Below are 18,955 nucleotides of genomic sequence, written 5' to 3' on the forward strand. Positions count from 1 at the left end.
TATGGTTAAGTGACTAAGCGTACACGGTGGATGCCTTGGCAGTTGGAGGCGATGAAGGACGTACTAACTTGCGATAAGCCTAGTTGAGCCAGTAAGAGGCGCTTGAGACTAGGATTTCCGAATGGGGAAACCCACCTATTTATAGGTATCCTATGGTGAATACATAGCCATAGGAGGCGAACCGGGAGAACTGAAACATCTAAGTACCCCGAGGAAAAGAAATCAACCGAGATTCCGTTAGTAGTGGCGAGCGAACGCGGACCAGCCCTTAAGCTGTGTTGTAGTTAGTGGAATATTCTGGAAAGTGTAACGATACAGGGTGATAGTCCCGTACACAAAAACTTATACACAGTGAAATCGAGTAGGACGGGGCACGTGAAACCTTGTCTGAATATGGGGGGACCATCCTCCAAGGCTAAATACTCCCAACTGACCGATAGTGAACCAGTACCGTGAGGGAAAGGCGAAAAGAACCCCTGTAAGGGGAGTGAAATAGAACCTGAAACCGTGTACGTACAAGCAGTAGGAGCACCTTCGTGGTGTGACTGCGTACCTTTTGTATAATGGGTCAGCGACTTATATTCTGTAGCGAGGTTAACCGAATAGGGTAGCCGTAGCGAAAGCGAGTCTTAACTGGGCGCTTAGTTGCAGGGTATAGACCCGAAACCCGGTGATCTATCCATGAGCAGGTTGAAGGTCAGGTAACACTGACTGGAGGACCGAACCCACTCCCGTTGAAAAGGTAGGGGATGACTTGTGGATTGGAGTGAAAGGCTAATCAAACCGGGAGATAGCTGGTTCTCCCCGAAATCTATTTAGGTAGAGCCTCGGACGAATACTACTGGGGGTAGAGCACTGTTAAGGCTAGGGGGTCATCCCGACTTACCAACCCTTTGCAAACTCCGAATACCAGTAAGTAATATCCGGGAGACACACGGCGGGTGCTAACGTCCGTCGTGAAGAGGGAAACAACCCAGACCGCCAGCTAAGGTCCCAAAGTGTATGTTAAGTGGGAAACGATGTGGGAAGGCTAAAACAGCTAGGAGGTTGGCTTAGAAGCAGCCACCCTTTAAAGAAAGCGTAATAGCTCACTAGTCGAGTCGGCCTGCGCGGAAGATGTAACGGGGCTAAACATACCACCGAAGCTGCGGCTGCAGATTTTATCTGCGGGGTAGGGGAGCGTTCTGTAAGCCGTTGAAGGTGTACCGGGAGGTATGCTGGAGGTATCAGAAGTGCGAATGCTGACATAAGTAACGATAATGCGGGTGAAAAACCCGCACGCCGGAAGACCAAGGGTTCCTATCCCATGTTAATCAGGGTAGGGTGAGTCGACCCCTAAGGCGAGGCTGAAGAGCGTAGTCGATGGGAAACGGGTTAATATTCCCGTACTTGATATGAATGCGATGGGGGGACGGAGCAGGCTAGGCAAGCATGGCGTTGGTTGTCCATGTGAAAGTATGTAGGCTGGTGACTTAGGCAAATCCGGGTCGCTAAAGCTGAGATACGAGACGAGCACCTACGGGTGTGAAGTTGTTGATGCCCTACTTCCAGGAAAAGCCTCTAAGCTTCAGTTCATATTGAATCGTACCCGAAACCGACACAGGTGGTCAGGTAGAGAATACTAAGGCGCTTGAGAGAACTCGGGTGAAGGAACTAGGCAAAATGGTACCGTAACTTCGGGAGAAGGTACGCTCTTGTCTGTTAAGCCCTTGCGGTGTAAGCAGACGGGAGTCGCAGAGAATAGGTAGCTGGAACTGTTTATTAAAAACACAGCACTGTGCAAAATCGTAAGATGACGTATACGGTGTGACGCCTGCCCGGTGCCGGAAGGTTAATTGATGGGGTTAGTCTTTGGACGAAGCTCTTGATCGAAGCCCCGGTAAACGGCGGCCGTAACTATAACGGTCCTAAGGTAGCGAAATTCCTTGTCGGGTAAGTTCCGACCTGCACGAATGGCGTAATCATGGCTACGCTGTCTCCACCCGAGACTCAGTGAAATTGAAATCGCAGTGAAGATGCTGTGTACCCGCGGCTAGACGGAAAGACCCCGTGAACCTTTACTATAGCTTGGCACTGAACATTGAACCTACATGTGTAGGATAGGTGGGAGGCTTTGAAGCAAGAACGCTAGTTCTTGTGGAGCCGTCCTTGAAATACCACCCTTGTATGTTTGATGTTCTAACGTTGGCCCCTAATCGGGGTTACGGACAGTGCCTGGTGGGTAGTTTGACTGGGGCGGTCTCCTCCCAAAGAGTAACGGAGGAGCACGAAGGTTTGCTAAGAGCGGTCGGACATCGCTCGGTTAGTGTAATGGTAGAAGCAAGCTTAACTGCGAGACAGACACGTCGAGCAGGTACGAAAGTAGGTCATAGTGATCCGGTGGTTCTGAATGGAAGGGCCATCGCTCAACGGATAAAAGGTACTCCGGGGATAACAGGCTGATACCGCCCAAGAGTTCATATCGACGGCGGTGTTTGGCACCTCGATGTCGGCTCATCACATCCTGGGGCTGAAGTCGGTCCCAAGGGTATGGCTGTTCGCCATTTAAAGTGGTACGCGAGCTGGGTTTAGAACGTCGTGAGACAGTTCGGTCCCTATCTGCCGTGGGCGTTTGAGAATTGAGAGGGGCTGCTCCTAGTACGAGAGGACCGGAGTGGACGAACCGCTGGTGTTCGGGTTGTCATGCCAATGGCATTGCCCGGTAGCTACGTTCGGAATCGATAACCGCTGAAAGCATCTAAGCGGGAAGCGAGCCTCGAGATGAGTTCTCACTTGGAGTTTAACTCCACTAAAGGGCCGTTGGAGACTACAACGTTGATAGGCAGGGTGTGGAAGCGCTGTGAGGCGTGAAGCTAACCTGTACTAATTACCCGTGAGGCTTAACCATACAACGCCAAAGTGGTTTAGTTGTTAGAAGTTAAGTATTGACTAAAGTAGACAACGACGAAGTAAAAGACATTAATATTAGCGTTCCAGATTTAGTTTACTTGCGGTAGCGAGTAGACGACCAGCTTATGCTTGGTGACAATAGCGTTGTGGACCCACCTGACCCCATGCCGAACTCAGAAGTGAAACGCAACAGCGCCGATGATAGTGTGGCAGCTGCCATGTGAAAGTAGGACATCGCCAGGCTCTAATTAAATAAAAAGGCCTCTTCGAAAGAAGAGGCCTTTTTATTTATTACGTGTTTAGGGATGTGCTACGTGAAAGTAGGGTGAAAAGTCGATTAGGGAAGCAAACAGTTTTGCTTCACCGGCTTTGAACGTCGAAGGCCTCTGGCCGTAGACCGGACATCGCCAGGCTGGGCGCCCCCGACTCTTAATTAAAGTAAGCCCGATCCGAAAGAGTCGGGCTTTTTTGCTTTATTTTTTTCTAGAAAATTCAGACCAATTCGAGAAACGATCCCCAAAAAACGAAGTTCGGTGTTGGAATGGCTCCTGTAGCATCGTACCTCGGTAAATTCTGACCTACACCTACACCATGCTATGAAGCTTCGCGTCGAATGTATCTGCCTTCGCAGAGCTACTAACGGAAGTGCAGCCGGACGAGGCTTTTCTGACCAAAGCAAATGATGCTCGCTATGATCAAGCTTTTTACTATTGTCTTCCAAGTAATCAGCAATGCAGTGTATGTTCAGCCAATCATCTCTTATATTTAATTTATGCTCTGATTTCTGACATTGCGAATCTTCGTTGAACCTCTGATAAAGGCGTGAATGAAACTCCGAATCAATTTATTGCTGGTTAACTGTTCAACGGTAAGATTACCCTAGACTCAATGTCGGATGTTAAGGGTCGAGCCGGCTCAAAACTCATGTAGTCCTTTAATTACCTGAATATTAGAAAATAAATTTAGGTATGATTTGAAGTGGCAAACAGAGAAAACTGCCGAGTCTATTTAAGGTTATGAGTGTTGCTTATTGAAATAATTGCACTCGATGGCGCAGTATCATCACGAACGGTTTCTTTGTATGCATAAAAGCACGTGGTGATTGCAAGCAGAGGATAAAGAATTGATCGAAAATAAAAATGCCCCAACTAGGATGCCGACAAGGCAGTCCGATCGGGGCATTGTGGAGTAAGTTATTCTATTTCGTAAAACGGATTGCTAGATAGGTCGATTTCTCTTATAAAGAACTCCTCAGGTACTGGTAAACCTGTATCTTTAATAAGTAAATGCCTTATCCTGCTTTCTGTAATATAAACTTTGTCATCCACTACCGTCAGATTTAGTGGGGATTCAATATGTTCGACAAGCGTGTGAACGGCATATGGTGCATCACCATTAAAATCAATCAGATCGAGCTTACCGTTTCCACTACTTGCTCCACCTTCAAGAACTAAGATTTTATTGTCGTTAATTGCGAAGATGCCATCAGGATTTTCTAAATTGCGCTGGAGTGGAATACGGCTAACAGAGCGGTCGTTTCCGCTTACTCGTAGCAATTCTCCGGCACTATATAGACCAACAATCAGGTCGCTATTTGCTAGCTGGACTATGCCTGCAGGCCCAAGTTCGCCAGGCGAGAACAGGCTACTGGTTGCATAAGGTTCAAGTTCCGCACTGGGTGAATCAATATGATGCACGAGATCTGCGATGCTATCTGAAATAAATACACCACCTTGCCCATCCAAAGCTATGTCGTTACAGAATCCGTGATTCGGCATGGTCCAAATGCGCAGGACTTTGCGCTTTTTCACATCGATTGCGGCCACTCGATGGGCCCTGCGAGTGACGTTACCATCACTATCCGTTACACCAAGGAAGTCTGGTGACGCAACCCAAAGAACGTTCGTGTTCTCATCGAAACGCAAGCTTGTCCCTGCAAAGATCTGCTCGGAAGCAGGAAATGCAACGCGTACTTTCTTGTTTGGCTTTATTTCAAGTATGTCGCCAGATACGACAGATCCAACAAAAACACGGCCTTTTGGCGAGTGAGTAATGCCATTCGGATACTTATAGCCTTCAGGTAAGACAATACGTTCGGATTGAGTTTCATCATCGAACCATTGAGTCATCCCATCTTGAGCAGATACCGACCCAATGAACAGTGAAGCGAGAATTGCCATTAATGGCGATTTTCGAGTTCTGAAAAGTTGATTGGTTCGCACCGTTAGCCCCTTTGACCCGCAATGGCATATCCACCATCCGTAAAGATAGCCTGGCCAGTGATGTTTCTAGCTCTGTCTGATAATAGGTACGCGGCAAGTTCAGCGATTTCTTCTGAGGAAGCTAGTTTCCCTAATGGATGAGACTTTGCAAACGTACTTAGCACTTGCTCATCATGCTGAAATGCTTCGCGGGTCATTTCAGTATCAACACCACCAGGATTAATGTTATTGATGCGAATACCATATTGAGCAAGTTCGAGCGCGGCAGGGCGGATAATGCCATCCATACCCGCTTTACTTGCGGAATAGGCTGTAGACCCAATCAGGCCACCATTAGAAAGCCATGAAGACGTGTTAACGATAGCGCCTCCATGAGCACGCATTGCAATCGCTTGCTCTTTAATCGATAGCCACACTGCTTTTAGGTTTGTGCCGATGGTGTGGTCCCAATCAGCTTCACTTTGGTCAAAAATAGGAGCGAAATTCCCGATTGTTCCTGCGTTATTAAAGGCGAAATCAAGGCGTCCTAACAACGTTTGTGCTTCATCGGTCATGCGCTTGATGTCATCACTTTTAGCAATGTCTGCGACAATGTAATGTGCTTTACCTCCGGCCTCCTTGATTTCAGAAACGAGGCTCTCCAGTAATTCTGCACGGCGGCCAATCACGACAACTTCCGCACCTTCTTTCGCAAATAACGTTGCTGCAGCACGACCAATTCCAGATGTTGCGCCTACGATCATGCCTTTTTTATCTTTTAATAAACTCATTTTTCGTGTCCTTCGGTTTGTTAAATAAAGTGAATTCACTACAACTGAGCGTGTAGTTTTTTCCAGTGATATTTGTCTGCTTCTTGTTCTAACAGGGGATTGCCAATGATGGCCGTAGCGGTTCCCACGGCATGGAGCATTGGGGCATCACTGATGTCATCGCCATACGCAAAACACTGTTCTGGTGACACATTTTGCTCAGCAAGAAAAGTGCGAACCGCGACGGCTTTGCCTTCTCCGATAGTTTGTGGGGCGTCGATTTCACCTGTGAGTACGCCATCAAATTCTTCAATTTTGGTGGCTAAGCAGCCATCCGCATCCAGCGCTTCCATAAAAGGCGCAAGTAATTCAGGAAAGGACCCCGACACGAATATGACTCCTGTGCCGTTATTTTTATGCTCTTGTAAGCGTTTCACTGTGTTTTCGAGCAAGAGAGATGCAATCCCTTCGCGTTGACGGTCTGCCCATTGTTGCGCTAATCGGTAAAAGAGAGAGACCTCGATACCTTTGAATAGTTGGTAATAGACTTTGTTTGCCAGATTCCTATCTTGGTTCTGTTTTGCCAAAGCGAGGAAGTTTTCTTTTGCTTGGGGATTTATCGTCACTGTGGGTTTTGCTTCTTTTTCGATAAATTCTAAGAAGGAAAACATGCTTTTTATTTTTATGAGCGTGTTGTCTACGTCAAAAAAAGCGTAGCTTTTGTAATTGTGTTCCATCTGGATTCCTTGGTTAAAAATAATAAGCAACTTCAAGTTGAGCGTAACTCTCTGAATTTAAGAACAGGAGTTTGTCGTCGTCGGAGAAAAGATCATCTGCGGGTTTAGCACCGCTATAACTGCGCATCTCGAACGCAATTTTGACGTCGTTGCCAAATCGAGTGCTGGCTTCGATAGAGACGGACTTTTCACCAGAAGCGGGGTCCCACAATAGACCGAATAAAGCTTCAGAAGATTGGGGGTCGTTGGCCGATAAACGCCAGCCTGCAAACCAGTCATGTTCAAAAGAGGATGGCCCGTTTGTGCCTCTATCATCAAATGAGTATTCAACTAGCCAACCTAAGTCCGCTTGGCTTGCAAAGACCCCTACTTGGGTGTATTCAAATCCAAAAGTACTAGCGGTAAAGCGTTGATTCTGCTGTTGTGCACTAATGAGTTCGACTTTCCAAAGCCAATCACCTTGGACATATTGAGAGACAAAGCCGGTTTGCTCCAATAGAGGGTAATGGGGTGTGTACTTAAAACCGTCGATGTTTGGTCGCTCTTCTAATACCGGAGTTCTCGCCGTGCCGGAAAAATGGGAAACAGCGAAATCCCAACTCTCGATTGTGCGGCTATAACGTACGGCCAAGTCGATACGATCTTTGTTATTGCTGGCTTCATAGGTTGCTGCCTGTTTATCAATCGGGTAGAGGGTTCTAAACCGACCATCTTCACCAGGAAAGCGGCGTTCACGAAAGCCAATGAGGGCATAGAAATCTAACGTACCCCAATCCTGCATCCATGCCCATTGGATCATCGGTTGTCCGAGCTTGGCTTCTCCGTCTGGATTTTCGACGAGATCCGTTTGGTTGATGACATCAACTAAGTGTTGAGATTCGGTCACACCCCAAAAAACTCGGCTGATCCCAACTCGTAGGTCCGATTCTTCATTGATGTGAAGCCAAGACAGTTCTCGGATGTCGGCGTGACTTCGCTGTGCATCTTCGTTGTCAGCCCGCATAAATGCTTTACCCGAAAAGATGTCTGTGCCCTGACTCGTTTCGTAGCTAAATTCCGGCTCCGCATACAATGAAACCGTAGCGTCGCTATTTGTGCCCAACCCCGCATGCTCAAACCCACGTAACTCGACACCCGATTCCATTTTCCAATTCAGGTTGCCAGCAAGGCATGCCGAAGAGCTAACAATAAGCAGGCCATTGATGAGATGTTTTAACATCATAGTACTTCCATCGACTAGTTTAGTTAGGCGCTTGCGCGCATCGCTGACGACTCGTTTGTTCTTAAACGAAGTGACTTTTGAATGAAGGTGTCGAAGACATATTCAAAATTTGCACTTTTTGTACGTGAGGCAATAATGCCATCGGGCCGACAGACATACGCGCCTGGTTCATTCATACCAAATGCGTTATGGATGTAGCGGGATTTGTCAAAGACGAGCTCAACATCAGGGAGGCTTTGCATTGGCGCATCAGCTATCAAAATGAGGCGGAAAAAGTTTTGGTAGTTCTTTGCAACGGCAACAAGTTTTTTCAATTCAGCAGTAAGAGCTTCGTTTTTCATGTGTGCCGAAAAAACCAAGAAAGTGAATTTACCATTGGGCTGAATTTTAAGTGGATCACCCGCAACATCGATAGGCGGAACAACTCTGAGTAACGGATCTCCAAGCTGGATAGAGCAGTTATAGTAATCCTGTTCTTGCTCAGTATAATTGTGGCGATAGTGATTGAATATTTGGCTCATATTCGCTGCCAATTGTTTGCCAAAGTTTGATTTCATTAACCAAGGCAAAACTAAATTGGTAATGGATTTACTCATGGCTGAGCGATTGCTACGTAGCATTTGCATTGCTTTATCAGTGCCAAAGACGGTAACTTCACCCGCATGACGGCGTTCCACTTCGTAGTCATCCATCAGAGCGAAAGTCGCTTGTTCTTTTATGACTAAATTGAGTCGCCAAATGAGGTTATAGGCATCTAAAACGCCTGTATTCAGCCCTTGTCCACCACCTGGGCTATGAACATGTGCGGCATCGCCCGCTAAGAAAACGCGATGTTTAGCGTAGTGTCTAGCTAAGCGTTTGTGCACTCGAAAACGCGTCACTTGTTCGGGGTCTGTGTAAGAAATGTTTGCAAGGGCACCCATTTCTTTCAACGCGGTGTCAAAGAGCGCTAAGTCCACCTCATCGACGTCTTTCATTGAACTCGTATCTGGCCCTGTAACTCGCGTTTTGCCATCAGGCATAGGAACGACCGCGAAACAACTGTTTTTAGAAATGACGACGTTCGCCTCGTCACTTGGGAAATCTCGTGACAGATACGATTCAGCAAGAAGCCAGCTCTCTTCGTATTCCGAGCCATCAAAAGGGATGTTGCACAGGTCTCTTACCTTACTGCGAAAACCATCCGTACCAACGACAAATGCGTATGCTTGGGTTTGTAAAAAACCGTCCGGTAAACGAATTTGCGCCGTCACAAACAAGTCGCTTTGAACTATGTCAACGAGCTCTGTCTGGCGTTCTACGAATACACCGAGTTCATTTAAGCGGGCTTCTAAAATACTTTCAGTATCACTTTGTGGAATACTTAGCATGAAAGGGTAGCTTGTTGGCAATTCCCGAAAGGAAACACCGGTTACTCGGCGGCCTTCAACATAAAAACCGATACCATTGATAATGCGCCCCTTCGTCATAATGTTTTTAATGACGCCAATGTCTTCAAAGACTTCTAGTGTACGAGCGTGCAAACCGAGGGCACGGCTAAAGTATTCTTTACTGGGAATGCGGTTGTTTTTGTCAATAATCCGGCAAGGAATGCCATTTAGTGTCAGTAGAATGCCTGTTGTTAGGCCAATCGGGCCTGCGCCCACAATCAGCACTTGAGCTTCTGATTCTGTATTCATTCTCGAAAGTCCTTTTAATCTTTCTTCGTGTTAGAGCATGAGCATCAAGCGATGCTCATGCATACAGTGCGTGCTTATCTCAGACGAGTGAGGGCACGAGTACTAAAGTTAGTCACTGGAATACCTGCACTGAGCGCATAATCCTTTAGCTCAATTTCGGTGCGTGTTTTCTTTTGATGATTAACCATCACTAGCTTGTCGGCGCGCCAGAATTTGTTGTTATAGAGCTTGTAATCCACAAATTCTTGGGTTTTTAGCAGAGATCCTTTACGGTCGTAATAGTCGATTTTTTGGCTGATGTAGTGTTCAGCGTCGACCCAGACAACTTGTTTCGAATAGCCAGAGGTTTCACTTACTGGGTATCGTTCGATTTGTAACATCGCGCGTTCACCAAGTTTGTCTTCACCAATGTATTTATAAGTGTACTTTTCGACTTCCTGAGAGGTGATGTCTTCATAAGCAAAATCACTGCCCATGAAAGGCCCTGACTTGTTGTCAGAGGCAATACGTTTAACGCGATTTAAAGCCGGTAAGAACAACCATTGGTCGTCACTTCCTTCTTTGTAAGTAAAAGAAAGAAATGCAGTGCCACTGACGTCTGCGGGCTGATCAAAGATAACTAACGTTTTGTCGCCATTGTTTTCCACTTCAAGAGCCTTGTTTCGCATGTAACGAATACTCTTATCGCCAGTGCTGCTGAACATCGTCATTTCAACGTTTACTTCTTGGTCTTTCCAACCCGTGTCGCGATGTTCCATTTCAGTGGCAATTTGCAAACCGCGATCACCCTGATTATCCATCGCATAAAGTGAGCTTGAACATACCGCAAGTGCTGATGCGATAAGTAGAGGTTTAAAAGTCAGTTTCATTTTTTACTCCTTGTATGAATGCTTGGTTATACGTTGCTTGTGCTTAGTGAAGGCATATCTTGCTGCGCCGTACTTGTTTGCGGCTGAGTTGAACGGTCAACGAGTAGCAAGATTGCTGGCAACAGTAGGAAATCGATAGCCAGTGCAGCAAGCACGGTAATTGCAGATAAGATGCCTAATGTACTGTTGATGAGGAATGGTGACGTCGCAAGGACGATAAAACCAGCCATCAAGGTTACAGATGTGAACACAAGAGCGACACCTACACTGCTAAATGCGTAACCCAGTGCGTTTTCGGCGTTGTAACCAAGGTCACGTCTGGCGTGTACGTATTTCGATAGGAAGTGCACACAGTCATCAACAATAATACCGAGTGTTGCAGACGCGACGATGGAAATGGCCATACCTGCTTCTTGGTATAAAATGGTCCAAATTCCGAAAGCAATAATGGCAGGGAAGATGTTCGCGACCATACTGATCAAGCCGTATTTTAAGCTGCGAAGTGAAATAAACATAAACGCTGTGACTAGGATGAACGATAGGATAGTGCCCGTGATCATGCCTTCAATGTTCGCTTTAGACATGTGAGAGAACACTACCGTTGCACCAGAACCAATGACTGGCTCGTAGCTTTTAGCATTTGCTTGCCACCACGCTTCACCACGTTCAGCAGCTTTGCGTAACTCGACGGTTGACACATCACGCATCGTTACAACCATTTTGGTTTCAGATTTTTCAATGTTGATTTGGTTTGTTAAATCCAATCCGTAAGGCAAAGACATTTCGTATAGAAGGAGATACTGAGCCGCTTCCGTGGTTGATTTTGGTAACTTGTATTCGTTCGCATCATCGCTATGTAGGCTGCGGTTTAACCGCTTCATTACGTCTGTATACACGTTAACGTTGTAGACATCGCTTTGTTCACGATAGAAGTTGGCAAAATCGTCCACTTTTTTCATGAAGTCAGGGTTTGCAACACCATTCGTCGCACCCGATTTAATATTGAATTCAATGGTGTACAAACCAGTTAGATTGTCTGAGATGTAGTCAGATTCAACGCGGAAATTAATGTCGTTTGTGAAGTATTCAACAAACTTATCATCTAAGACCATTTTCGGGATGTAAGCAGCACACGTACCGATAAAGAGCAGTGATAACGTGATAATTGAAAACTTTCTTCTAATGACAAATTGGTTAACGGACGAGAAGAATTTGCCCGTGATCGTTTGTGCTTTATTTTGCGGTTTTACTTTAATCGGCAGTAGCGTAAGCAGAGCAGGTAAAATTGTTACTGACAAAATAAACGCGACAACAACACCAATAGCCGTAATGTTACCTAAATCATGGTATGGCGGCGCATCACTAAAGTTAAGAGATAGGAAGCCCACAACGGTGGTCAAGCTAGTCACCAGTACGGCAATGAATTGTTTTTTAATACTTTCAATGACAGCAAACTTGCGTTCAAGGCCATTACGCATTTCGGACACCATACCCATGATGATGTGCACAGAATCAGCAACAGCAAGCGTCATGATGATCGTCGCAGCGATTGACGACGGGGCTGTAATTGGAATTCCGATGTAACCAACTAAACCCATCGCAGCCATTTTTGAAAGCTGGACGATGGCAAGCGTTGCTAACAACATCCAAATGGAGCGGAATAAGACCAGCAGTAATACCACCATAATGCCATTCATAATCGGCGTTAGGTTTTGTAAATCTGATGCGCCCACTTCGCCAAACGTTGCATTCAATACGGTCACGCCCGTTAGGCGGATGTCGACAGGGTACTTTGCTTCGATGTCTTTGATGAGATCACGTGCGGCACCAACGATTTGGAACGTTTCCATCGGCGACTCTCCGGGCAACTGGATGATGATGTTAATGCCGGCGTTTTTTCCATCAGGTGAAACAATGCGATTCAACAATAACGGTTCATGTAAAGAGACGCGTTTTATTTTGTCAATTTGCTGTGTTGAAAGCGCTTCAGGGTGACGTACCAAATCTTCAACGACTAAGCCTTCATCATTCGCTTCAATATGTTGGAAGTTGGACAATGAATCCACACGGGTAACAAAAGGAAGTTTCCATGCTTTGCTGGTGGTTTCAGTAATCGCGCCCAATACCTCTTTAGAGAAGATATCTTGATTATCCTTAGGGGTAATTGCAAAAAAAACGTTGTCGTTTTTACTGTAGGTTGCTTCTAATTCGTCCATGGCGACGATTTGAGGGGTCGTTTCACCAAAAAAGTATTTATAGTCTGTATTGACTCCAATTTTATTTTGGCCTTGACCAATTAGAAAACAAGCTATTGCGACGAGTAAAATAACGATTATTCTATGCTTCACAATGTTGCTAGTATATCTATATAAACTTGATTTTGACTTTTCATTTTTCATATTAAAATGCCGGTTTATATTAAATTAAAATAATGTTGTTGTAGTTTGTTAATTTTAAGAACGAACGAATTTATAAGCAATGAGCATAAATGAAACAGCGGTTCTAAAAATGAATTGCATTAAGTAAAATAATGCCCTGACTGAGGTTTTAATTCGTAACATCGCGTATCAACTAACACACTTCCAACAGTAAGGTGCTGCAACTGAACCCTGCACCAGAGCCAAGCATCAATATTTTTTGACCAGATTTCAGGTTGTTAGACTTCAATAAAGTGGCAAGTCCAAGAAACTGATCTGCCGCACCAGCATGTCCAATGGTCTTTCCTACGTGCCATAAGTTTTGCGTTGCAAGGTCAGAAAACAGGGGTTCATAGAGGCCTTTGAGAATGCTTTTCCCCACATTTGGAAAAACAATCCAATCTGCAACAGATTCAGAAAGCGCTGTTTCGTTAATAAGGCGCTTTCTCATGCCATTCAGTGCAACACGCATGTTGTTGATGAACCCTTCTTTTCCGTAATGGCTCATATAGGCTTTTTTTGCTTCCCGTGTGTTGTATTGGGACGCAACACTTCCTATGGATTCAGGTTCTGGTCGTTGGAAGCGGTGCATACTTTCGAGATTGGAAACGGATTGTTGTTGAAAATGGAGTATTTTGAGTGGGCCAGATTGCTTGGACAGTAGCGCTGAGGCCGCCGCATCCCCGTAAACTACTGCATAGTCAGAACGCCAACGATCGAAGCCTGAATTAGCAAATCGGTCTGCGCAAACAACAAGCGCGGATTGACTAGTACTGGCAAGTAAATGATCCATTGCCAGTTTTGTGCTGAGCATCATGCTATTGCAGCCATGATTTACAGATACGGCCATTGCATGATTCAAGTCGAGTTTGTCTTGTAAATAAGCCGCGGGCTGCCACAAGTGCTTATGGCCTTGCCGATGAATAAAGCTGTAGGTCAGAAAATCAATGTCATCGCGTGAACTTGCGCCTTGCTTCAGTGTTTCTTGAACACTCTTCAACGCCATTTCAATTGGCCATAACTCCTCTTCAACAGCAATAGATTCGTATTCATCGCGTCTCGCTTCGTCTTCATCGTAGAGTTCGTTTGCGACAGCGTCAGTGACAAGAATGCGTTTATTGGGAAGATAAGAATGACAGGCCTGAATGTAGATATCAGTCATTTGGTATACCCATGTATGATAAAAAAGCCCTACCTTCAATTGGAAAATAGGGCTTTAAGGAGGGGTTATTTTTTAAAGTACTCGAGCGCTTTTAGCGTGTTCCAATAATGGAACAGTTTAGGTGTGTCCGTTTCGTTGAGCGGAGCAATATTGGATTGCCATTTCAACAATACGTATGCGTAGAAGTCGGCAATTGTCAATTTGTCACCAACTAAGTACTGTGAGCCTGTAAGGAAAAACTCCCAAGATTGGAGGTTGCTCTTAAGTACTTGTAATGCTTTCTCGCCTACTGCGGGGTAATGGGCTTCAACGCTGGTGTAGAATTCGGGTCGAAACTTTAATAAATAGCCTTGATATACAACCGTACTCATAAATCCTACCAGTTCATCAACTTTGGTTTGGATGTACTCAGACTCGCCTAATAATTCAGGGCCATGACGTCTAGCTAAGAGACGTAAGATCGTTGCCGTTTCAGTAATGGCAGTATCTTGGCTTTCTACAAGTGTCGGAACTGTAGCTCTTGGGTTTACAGCTTCAAGTGCTGGGCGGAATTCCGAACGAGGTCTCACCTCAAGTTCAATATTTAAGCATTTCGCTAAAGCTAATACGGAATCGGAGCCTGAGCCGTTAATTGTATACAAAATCATTTCACAATTTCCTTATAAAACTATTACTTAAGCCAGCTCTTTATCCAGAACTGTGGTTGAGTGTTGCTCAAGCAATGAGGAGACGACTTTCGCCGCTGCGCGTTTTTCTTTCTCATCGATCGTGTTGTATTCAAACACTGTGAAGCTCACCAACGTATTTGCACAGATCTTCCCGTCTTGAATTACATCGACAGAAACATCAAAAGACATACGGTCATCGGTTAAGCGTTCTTCCAAAATAGTGTATTGAATGGTCGAGGCTACAGGGAACACAAAGCGTTTGTACTTTATGTTTATATCATTGATAACAAAGTAAAATTTCTCATCCTTTGACGCCAGATAGAACTGTTCTGTAACGGACAAAAAGGCTTGTCGAGCGGCTTCGATAATCGCCATACCTTGGACGTGTTGGCCGGTCATATGGTCACTGAAAAACTCATTGCCGCCATCAAGCATTAAGTCCATTTCATACGTTTTGTTTTCTAGACGACGGGCCACGCTGACAAGAATGTTTTGGAAATAATGCTTGTGCGTGTTGTTTTGGCTTGCTTTCACGTACTTGTTTTCGTTGGCGAACGTAAATTTTGAAGTATCAACGTCTAAAGAGCGCAACATGTTGCGAAGGTCTAATTCGTTGATGCCTTGGCCAAGGATGAAGTTTACATTTTCCAAATCAACTTCATTTTTCAACAGTTTGTTATACAGTTCGGTTCTTGTGAGAACAGCGTCGTTGCCATCCGAAAATCCTTGGAAGATGTCATCGACAATAATGTGTGAGTTTTTCCACATAATTAATACCTTTGTTTAATTGCGAATCTTGTGTTTTTGAGTGTCCAAATAATTCGATTTAAATCTTATTTAAAAAATATTTATTTTTTATTTCGATTTGTGTTGGTGTTTATCTCATTCGTTTTTCTGGACTGAAATGATGTTATTGATTAGGGGTTTTTAGTTCAATACCTAAAAATGAAACATGAGTTGCATTTTTTATTACATAATTTCCTTTTTTGTATTGTTATTATCAAACACGTCAACAAATGTGCTTGGTGACTGTTTTATTGTTTGGAGTTAAATAATTACTTCAAATTAAATTGGTATAAATTACTTAAGGAATAAAAAATGCCATTAGCTGTATTCGCACTGGCCCTCGGGGCTTTTGCAATTTCAACTACTGAATTTGTGATATTGGGACTACTTCTGAATGTATCTCAAGACTTTGGAATAAGCGTTTCAGATGCTGGGTTCCTTGTTACTGCCTACGCCATTGGCGTGGTCATTGGTGCGCCACTTTTAACGCCTATTTTGGCAAGGTATCCAAGAAAACAAGTGGTTGTATTCTTACTTGCGCTCTTCACCATTGGTAATGTGATTGCTGTTTTCGCACCGAACTACGAAACGTTGTTGTTCTCAAGGGTCTTTACGGCGCTTGTACATGCTTCGTTCTACGGTCTATCGTCCATTATTGCCTCGCAGTTGGTCAGTAAAGACAAACAAGCCCGCGCAATGTCGATGGTATTTATGGGGGCTACGATTGCAAATATCGCAGGTGCGCCTCTAGGAACAATGATTGGCTTAGAATTCGGTTGGAGAAGTACATCGGTTGCTTGCGCTATTCTTGGTTTTGTCGCAATGGTGGGTATCTTTATTTTGGTACCAAAAGTGAAATCGGAGAAGCCACAAAACATCGGCGCAGAATTCAAAACATTATTACAACCAAAAGTGATCCGTGCTTTGTTGCTGACCTTGGTCGGTTTTTCTGGCACGTTTACACTACTGACTTATATTGCTCCTCTGTTAATCGACGTCACAGGGTTTGAAGAAAGTAACATTTCAATGATGTTATTTATTTTTGGATTAGGTATGGCTGTTGGCAACCCAATCGGTGGTTGGTTAACAGACAAGAATTTAACCCTTGGTTTAAATGCGACGCTAGGTTTCCTCTTTGTTGTCTTACTGGCGATTGGTCTTCTGTCTAGCTACATGATCCCAATGTACATTTTGACCTTCCTATTTGGTGCGGCGTTGTTTGCGACGATTACGCCACTGCAAGTAAATGCAATGATTGCAGCGGGTGATGCGCCAGTTATGGCCGCGTCATTTAACATTGCCGCGTTTAACCTAGCAAACGCGTTAGCTGCTGCGTTTGGTGGCTACATCATCGACAGCTCACTCGGGTTAACTTTCCTACCTTTTGGTGCTGCATCCTTTGCGTTACTCGGTTTGATCTTTGCGTTCTCAACACAGGCTCGTACCTCATCTGTCAACGAATCAAAGCAAGCGGTTTCAGCGTAAGATAGATGAAAGTTCGGCTAAGTTAATCAGTATTTAATTTGTTACTGTTAATTAGGATTCTAATTTGGGTTATTCAATATAATGAATAACCCATTTTTATTTGGCGGAGATTAATTAAAGTCGGAGAAAAGATGATTTAAAAAAGCCATAAATTGCTTAACGTGGGGTGCTTTGGCGGAAGCTTCCCTGACTACCATCCAAATATCGACATCTCGATATGTTCCTGGTAAATCTACGTATTCGAATTGAGGAAATTGTTTGGCGACATAGTCAGGCATAAAACCAATACCGACTTTGTCTTTCATTGCTAATATGACTTCAGAAAAGTCAGAGACTCTTAACACTTCCGTGTAGTTTTCGATTTGTCTTGCTAAAACATTGGGTAAAAAATCGGCATCCTTTTTGTGCCACCCAATAAATGGAACGCTTTTGTCGGGGTCAAAGGGCATTTCTTGATGGCGGTAGAGGCCTATCCGCGTTGAACCGAGTCGCTTAACGATAAGTGCTCCACGTTCAGGTCTGGAGAAGCGGACGGCTAAGTCCCAATCTTCATTTGCGAGATCAACAAGCTGCATTGACGTATCCATTTCCATCAAAATATTTGGGTTATTCTGATAAAACTCATTTAAATGAGGAATGATCAAGTAGCGAGCGATATCGGCAACGATTGAACAACGAACCACTTTTCTAATATTGTTTTCTGTTAAGCGCATTGCTTGAGAAATTTCAGCGATACTGCCATCCAGTAATTTACAATATTCTGCGAGTCGATAGCCTTCTTCCGTAAAAGCAATACCATTTGCATTTCTTCTAAACAAAGACATATTAAGGTCGGATTCCAATTTTTCCATTCGCCGACTTAACGTTGAAACACTAATGTTTAGCATGCTTGCAGCTTTTCTCATTTTGCCGCATTTAGAAAATACCATATAGTTATATAGTAAATCCCAATTCATACCTTTATTTTCTTGCTCAAACATCCTTTTATTATCCTAAAGAACTAAATTGTAAGTTTGTCACTTCCTAATGTTAACTATTGGTTTTATATGTGATTTATGTTGGTGGGTTGTTTTTTTGTTGTTAATTTGGATACTAACAAGATTGCTAATGTGAGTCAATAATACAAAAAGTTATATTGACGGAAAGTCAAGAGTGTTTTTTAGTTTATTTTGATTTGTCGAACTATTTCAAACATATTACGGCTTTAAAGGTTGTTGAAACAGGCGTTTCATTATTGCATATTGATTCGGTTTTTTAATAGTGGTCTCATTGATTTTATCGTAATGCAAAATTTAGGGTTAAATCAGAGAGATGCAGATTAAAAAAGCGAATCAATTGCTCCCTTTAAATACTGCTTTACCGAGTGGTTTTATTCGTTTTAATAACAATCCTAGCGCTAATATTCGATTGTTGCTTTTGCCAGACTGGCAAGGAGCAAATACTGCATATATGCAAAGAATGGCGGGGTTATTTAGCCAAGCGCTCAATGCCGAAACCGTCATTTTCCATCCATATAATGTCAATACACATCCCGTGCATTATATCTTGGAAGGGCGTTTCGAGGTGTATGAAGTATTGAGCGATAGAGCGCGTTGTCGGCAATGGATTCAAGAAGCCATTGCTGAGTTGGAAAATCATTGGGAAAACAAAGCGGCAAAATTAGTTATGGTCGGTTTTTGTCTCGGTGGCTCGATAGCCTTCGAAGCGGCAAGAACTAGCTCTGCGATAGACCTTGCGGTGTCTATCCATGGTAATCCAAGTACTGATCTCCATTTGAGTTCCTACGCAAGTCGAGTTCCTATGGTCTTTGTCGGCGGAGGCTCAGATCCGCTCATTTCTAAAGAAGATATTTCTCTTTTTCTAAAGGAAATGCAAGTAAGTGGTCGACCTTGGTATAGCCACACATTAGGTGAAAGTCGGCATAGTTTTACAAAACAAGAAGTTGGGTATATAGGGCCGGGTTCTATCTATAATTTGGACGCGCTTGAATTAAGCGTCGACTTAGTCGCCAATCATGTAAAGCAACTCGGTGGCATTGCATAGTTTACCCAAAGCAGATTTAAGGATAAT

The 18,955-nt window shown here is 44.1% G+C and carries 13 protein-coding genes and 2 rRNA genes; 4 read left to right on the forward strand and 11 right to left on the reverse strand.

Annotated features, from left to right (window positions below; genetic code table 11):
• Positions 1-3 precede the first annotated feature (3 nt).
• Both NI389_RS11115 and rrf read left to right on the forward strand, forming a co-directional pair.
• Positions 4-2,887 (forward strand): 23S ribosomal RNA (locus tag NI389_RS11115).
• A gap of 130 nt (positions 2,888-3,017) precedes the next feature.
• A 5S ribosomal RNA gene (gene rrf / locus NI389_RS11120) occupies positions 3,018-3,132 on the forward strand.
• A gap of 950 nt (positions 3,133-4,082) precedes the next feature.
• On the opposite strand, the gene NI389_RS11125 is transcribed toward rrf, so the two are convergent.
• The 10 genes from NI389_RS11125 to NI389_RS11170 form a co-directional block, all read right to left on the reverse strand.
• Positions 4,083-5,111: a hypothetical protein gene (locus tag NI389_RS11125; RefSeq protein WP_308359984.1), complete on the reverse strand. Its 1,029-nt coding sequence runs from the start codon at positions 5,109-5,111 to the stop codon at positions 4,083-4,085.
• Between the two features lie 2 nt (positions 5,112-5,113).
• The gene (locus NI389_RS11130) at positions 5,114-5,881 is read right to left on the reverse strand and encodes an SDR family NAD(P)-dependent oxidoreductase (RefSeq protein ID WP_308359985.1); all 768 of its coding nucleotides are present in this window, start codon (positions 5,879-5,881) and stop codon (positions 5,114-5,116) included.
• A 38-nt stretch (positions 5,882-5,919) separates the two neighbouring features.
• Complete coding sequence (locus NI389_RS11135) at positions 5,920-6,597, reverse strand: HAD family hydrolase (protein WP_308359987.1); 678 nt, start codon at positions 6,595-6,597, stop codon at positions 5,920-5,922.
• Positions 6,598-6,610: 13 nt separating this feature from the next.
• A complete protein-coding gene (locus tag NI389_RS11140; RefSeq protein ID WP_308359989.1) occupies positions 6,611-7,819 on the reverse strand; it encodes a hypothetical protein in 1,209 nt (402 codons plus the stop codon).
• A gap of 23 nt (positions 7,820-7,842) precedes the next feature.
• The gene (locus NI389_RS11145; RefSeq protein WP_308359990.1) at positions 7,843-9,498 is read right to left on the reverse strand and encodes an FAD-dependent monooxygenase; all 1,656 of its coding nucleotides are present in this window, start codon (positions 9,496-9,498) and stop codon (positions 7,843-7,845) included.
• Positions 9,499-9,572: 74 nt separating this feature from the next.
• Complete coding sequence (locus NI389_RS11150) at positions 9,573-10,367, reverse strand: outer membrane lipoprotein-sorting protein (protein WP_308359991.1); 795 nt, start codon at positions 10,365-10,367, stop codon at positions 9,573-9,575.
• A 26-nt stretch (positions 10,368-10,393) separates the two neighbouring features.
• Positions 10,394-12,715: an efflux RND transporter permease subunit gene (locus NI389_RS11155; protein ID WP_308359992.1), complete on the reverse strand. Its 2,322-nt coding sequence runs from the start codon at positions 12,713-12,715 to the stop codon at positions 10,394-10,396.
• A gap of 223 nt (positions 12,716-12,938) precedes the next feature.
• A complete protein-coding gene (locus NI389_RS11160) occupies positions 12,939-13,946 on the reverse strand; it encodes a ketoacyl-ACP synthase III family protein (protein ID WP_308359993.1) in 1,008 nt (335 codons plus the stop codon).
• 65 nt (positions 13,947-14,011) lie between these two features.
• Positions 14,012-14,593, reverse strand: coding sequence for a glutathione S-transferase family protein (locus NI389_RS11165; RefSeq protein ID WP_308359994.1), 582 nt, complete (start codon positions 14,591-14,593; stop codon positions 14,012-14,014).
• A 27-nt stretch (positions 14,594-14,620) separates the two neighbouring features.
• Positions 14,621-15,382 (reverse strand): AfsA-related hotdog domain-containing protein, encoded by a 762-nt coding sequence (locus NI389_RS11170; RefSeq protein ID WP_208842111.1) that lies wholly within the window; start codon positions 15,380-15,382, stop codon positions 14,621-14,623.
• 330 nt (positions 15,383-15,712) lie between these two features.
• Between NI389_RS11170 and NI389_RS11175 the strand changes: the two genes are divergently transcribed.
• Positions 15,713-16,885: an MFS transporter gene (locus NI389_RS11175; protein ID WP_308359995.1), complete on the forward strand. Its 1,173-nt coding sequence runs from the start codon at positions 15,713-15,715 to the stop codon at positions 16,883-16,885.
• 110 nt (positions 16,886-16,995) lie between these two features.
• Here NI389_RS11175 and NI389_RS11180 read toward each other — a convergent pair whose 3' ends face one another.
• On the reverse strand, positions 16,996-17,865 hold the full coding sequence (locus NI389_RS11180; RefSeq protein ID WP_308359996.1) for a LysR family transcriptional regulator: 870 nt from the start codon (positions 17,863-17,865) through the stop codon (positions 16,996-16,998).
• 331 nt (positions 17,866-18,196) lie between these two features.
• Between NI389_RS11180 and NI389_RS11185 the strand changes: the two genes are divergently transcribed.
• Complete coding sequence (locus NI389_RS11185; RefSeq protein ID WP_308359997.1) at positions 18,197-18,928, forward strand: dienelactone hydrolase family protein; 732 nt, start codon at positions 18,197-18,199, stop codon at positions 18,926-18,928.
• Positions 18,929-18,955 lie beyond the last annotated feature (27 nt).

Source organism: Pseudoalteromonas xiamenensis (assembly GCF_030994125.1).
Lineage (GTDB): Bacteria > Pseudomonadota > Gammaproteobacteria > Enterobacterales > Alteromonadaceae > Pseudoalteromonas > Pseudoalteromonas xiamenensis_B.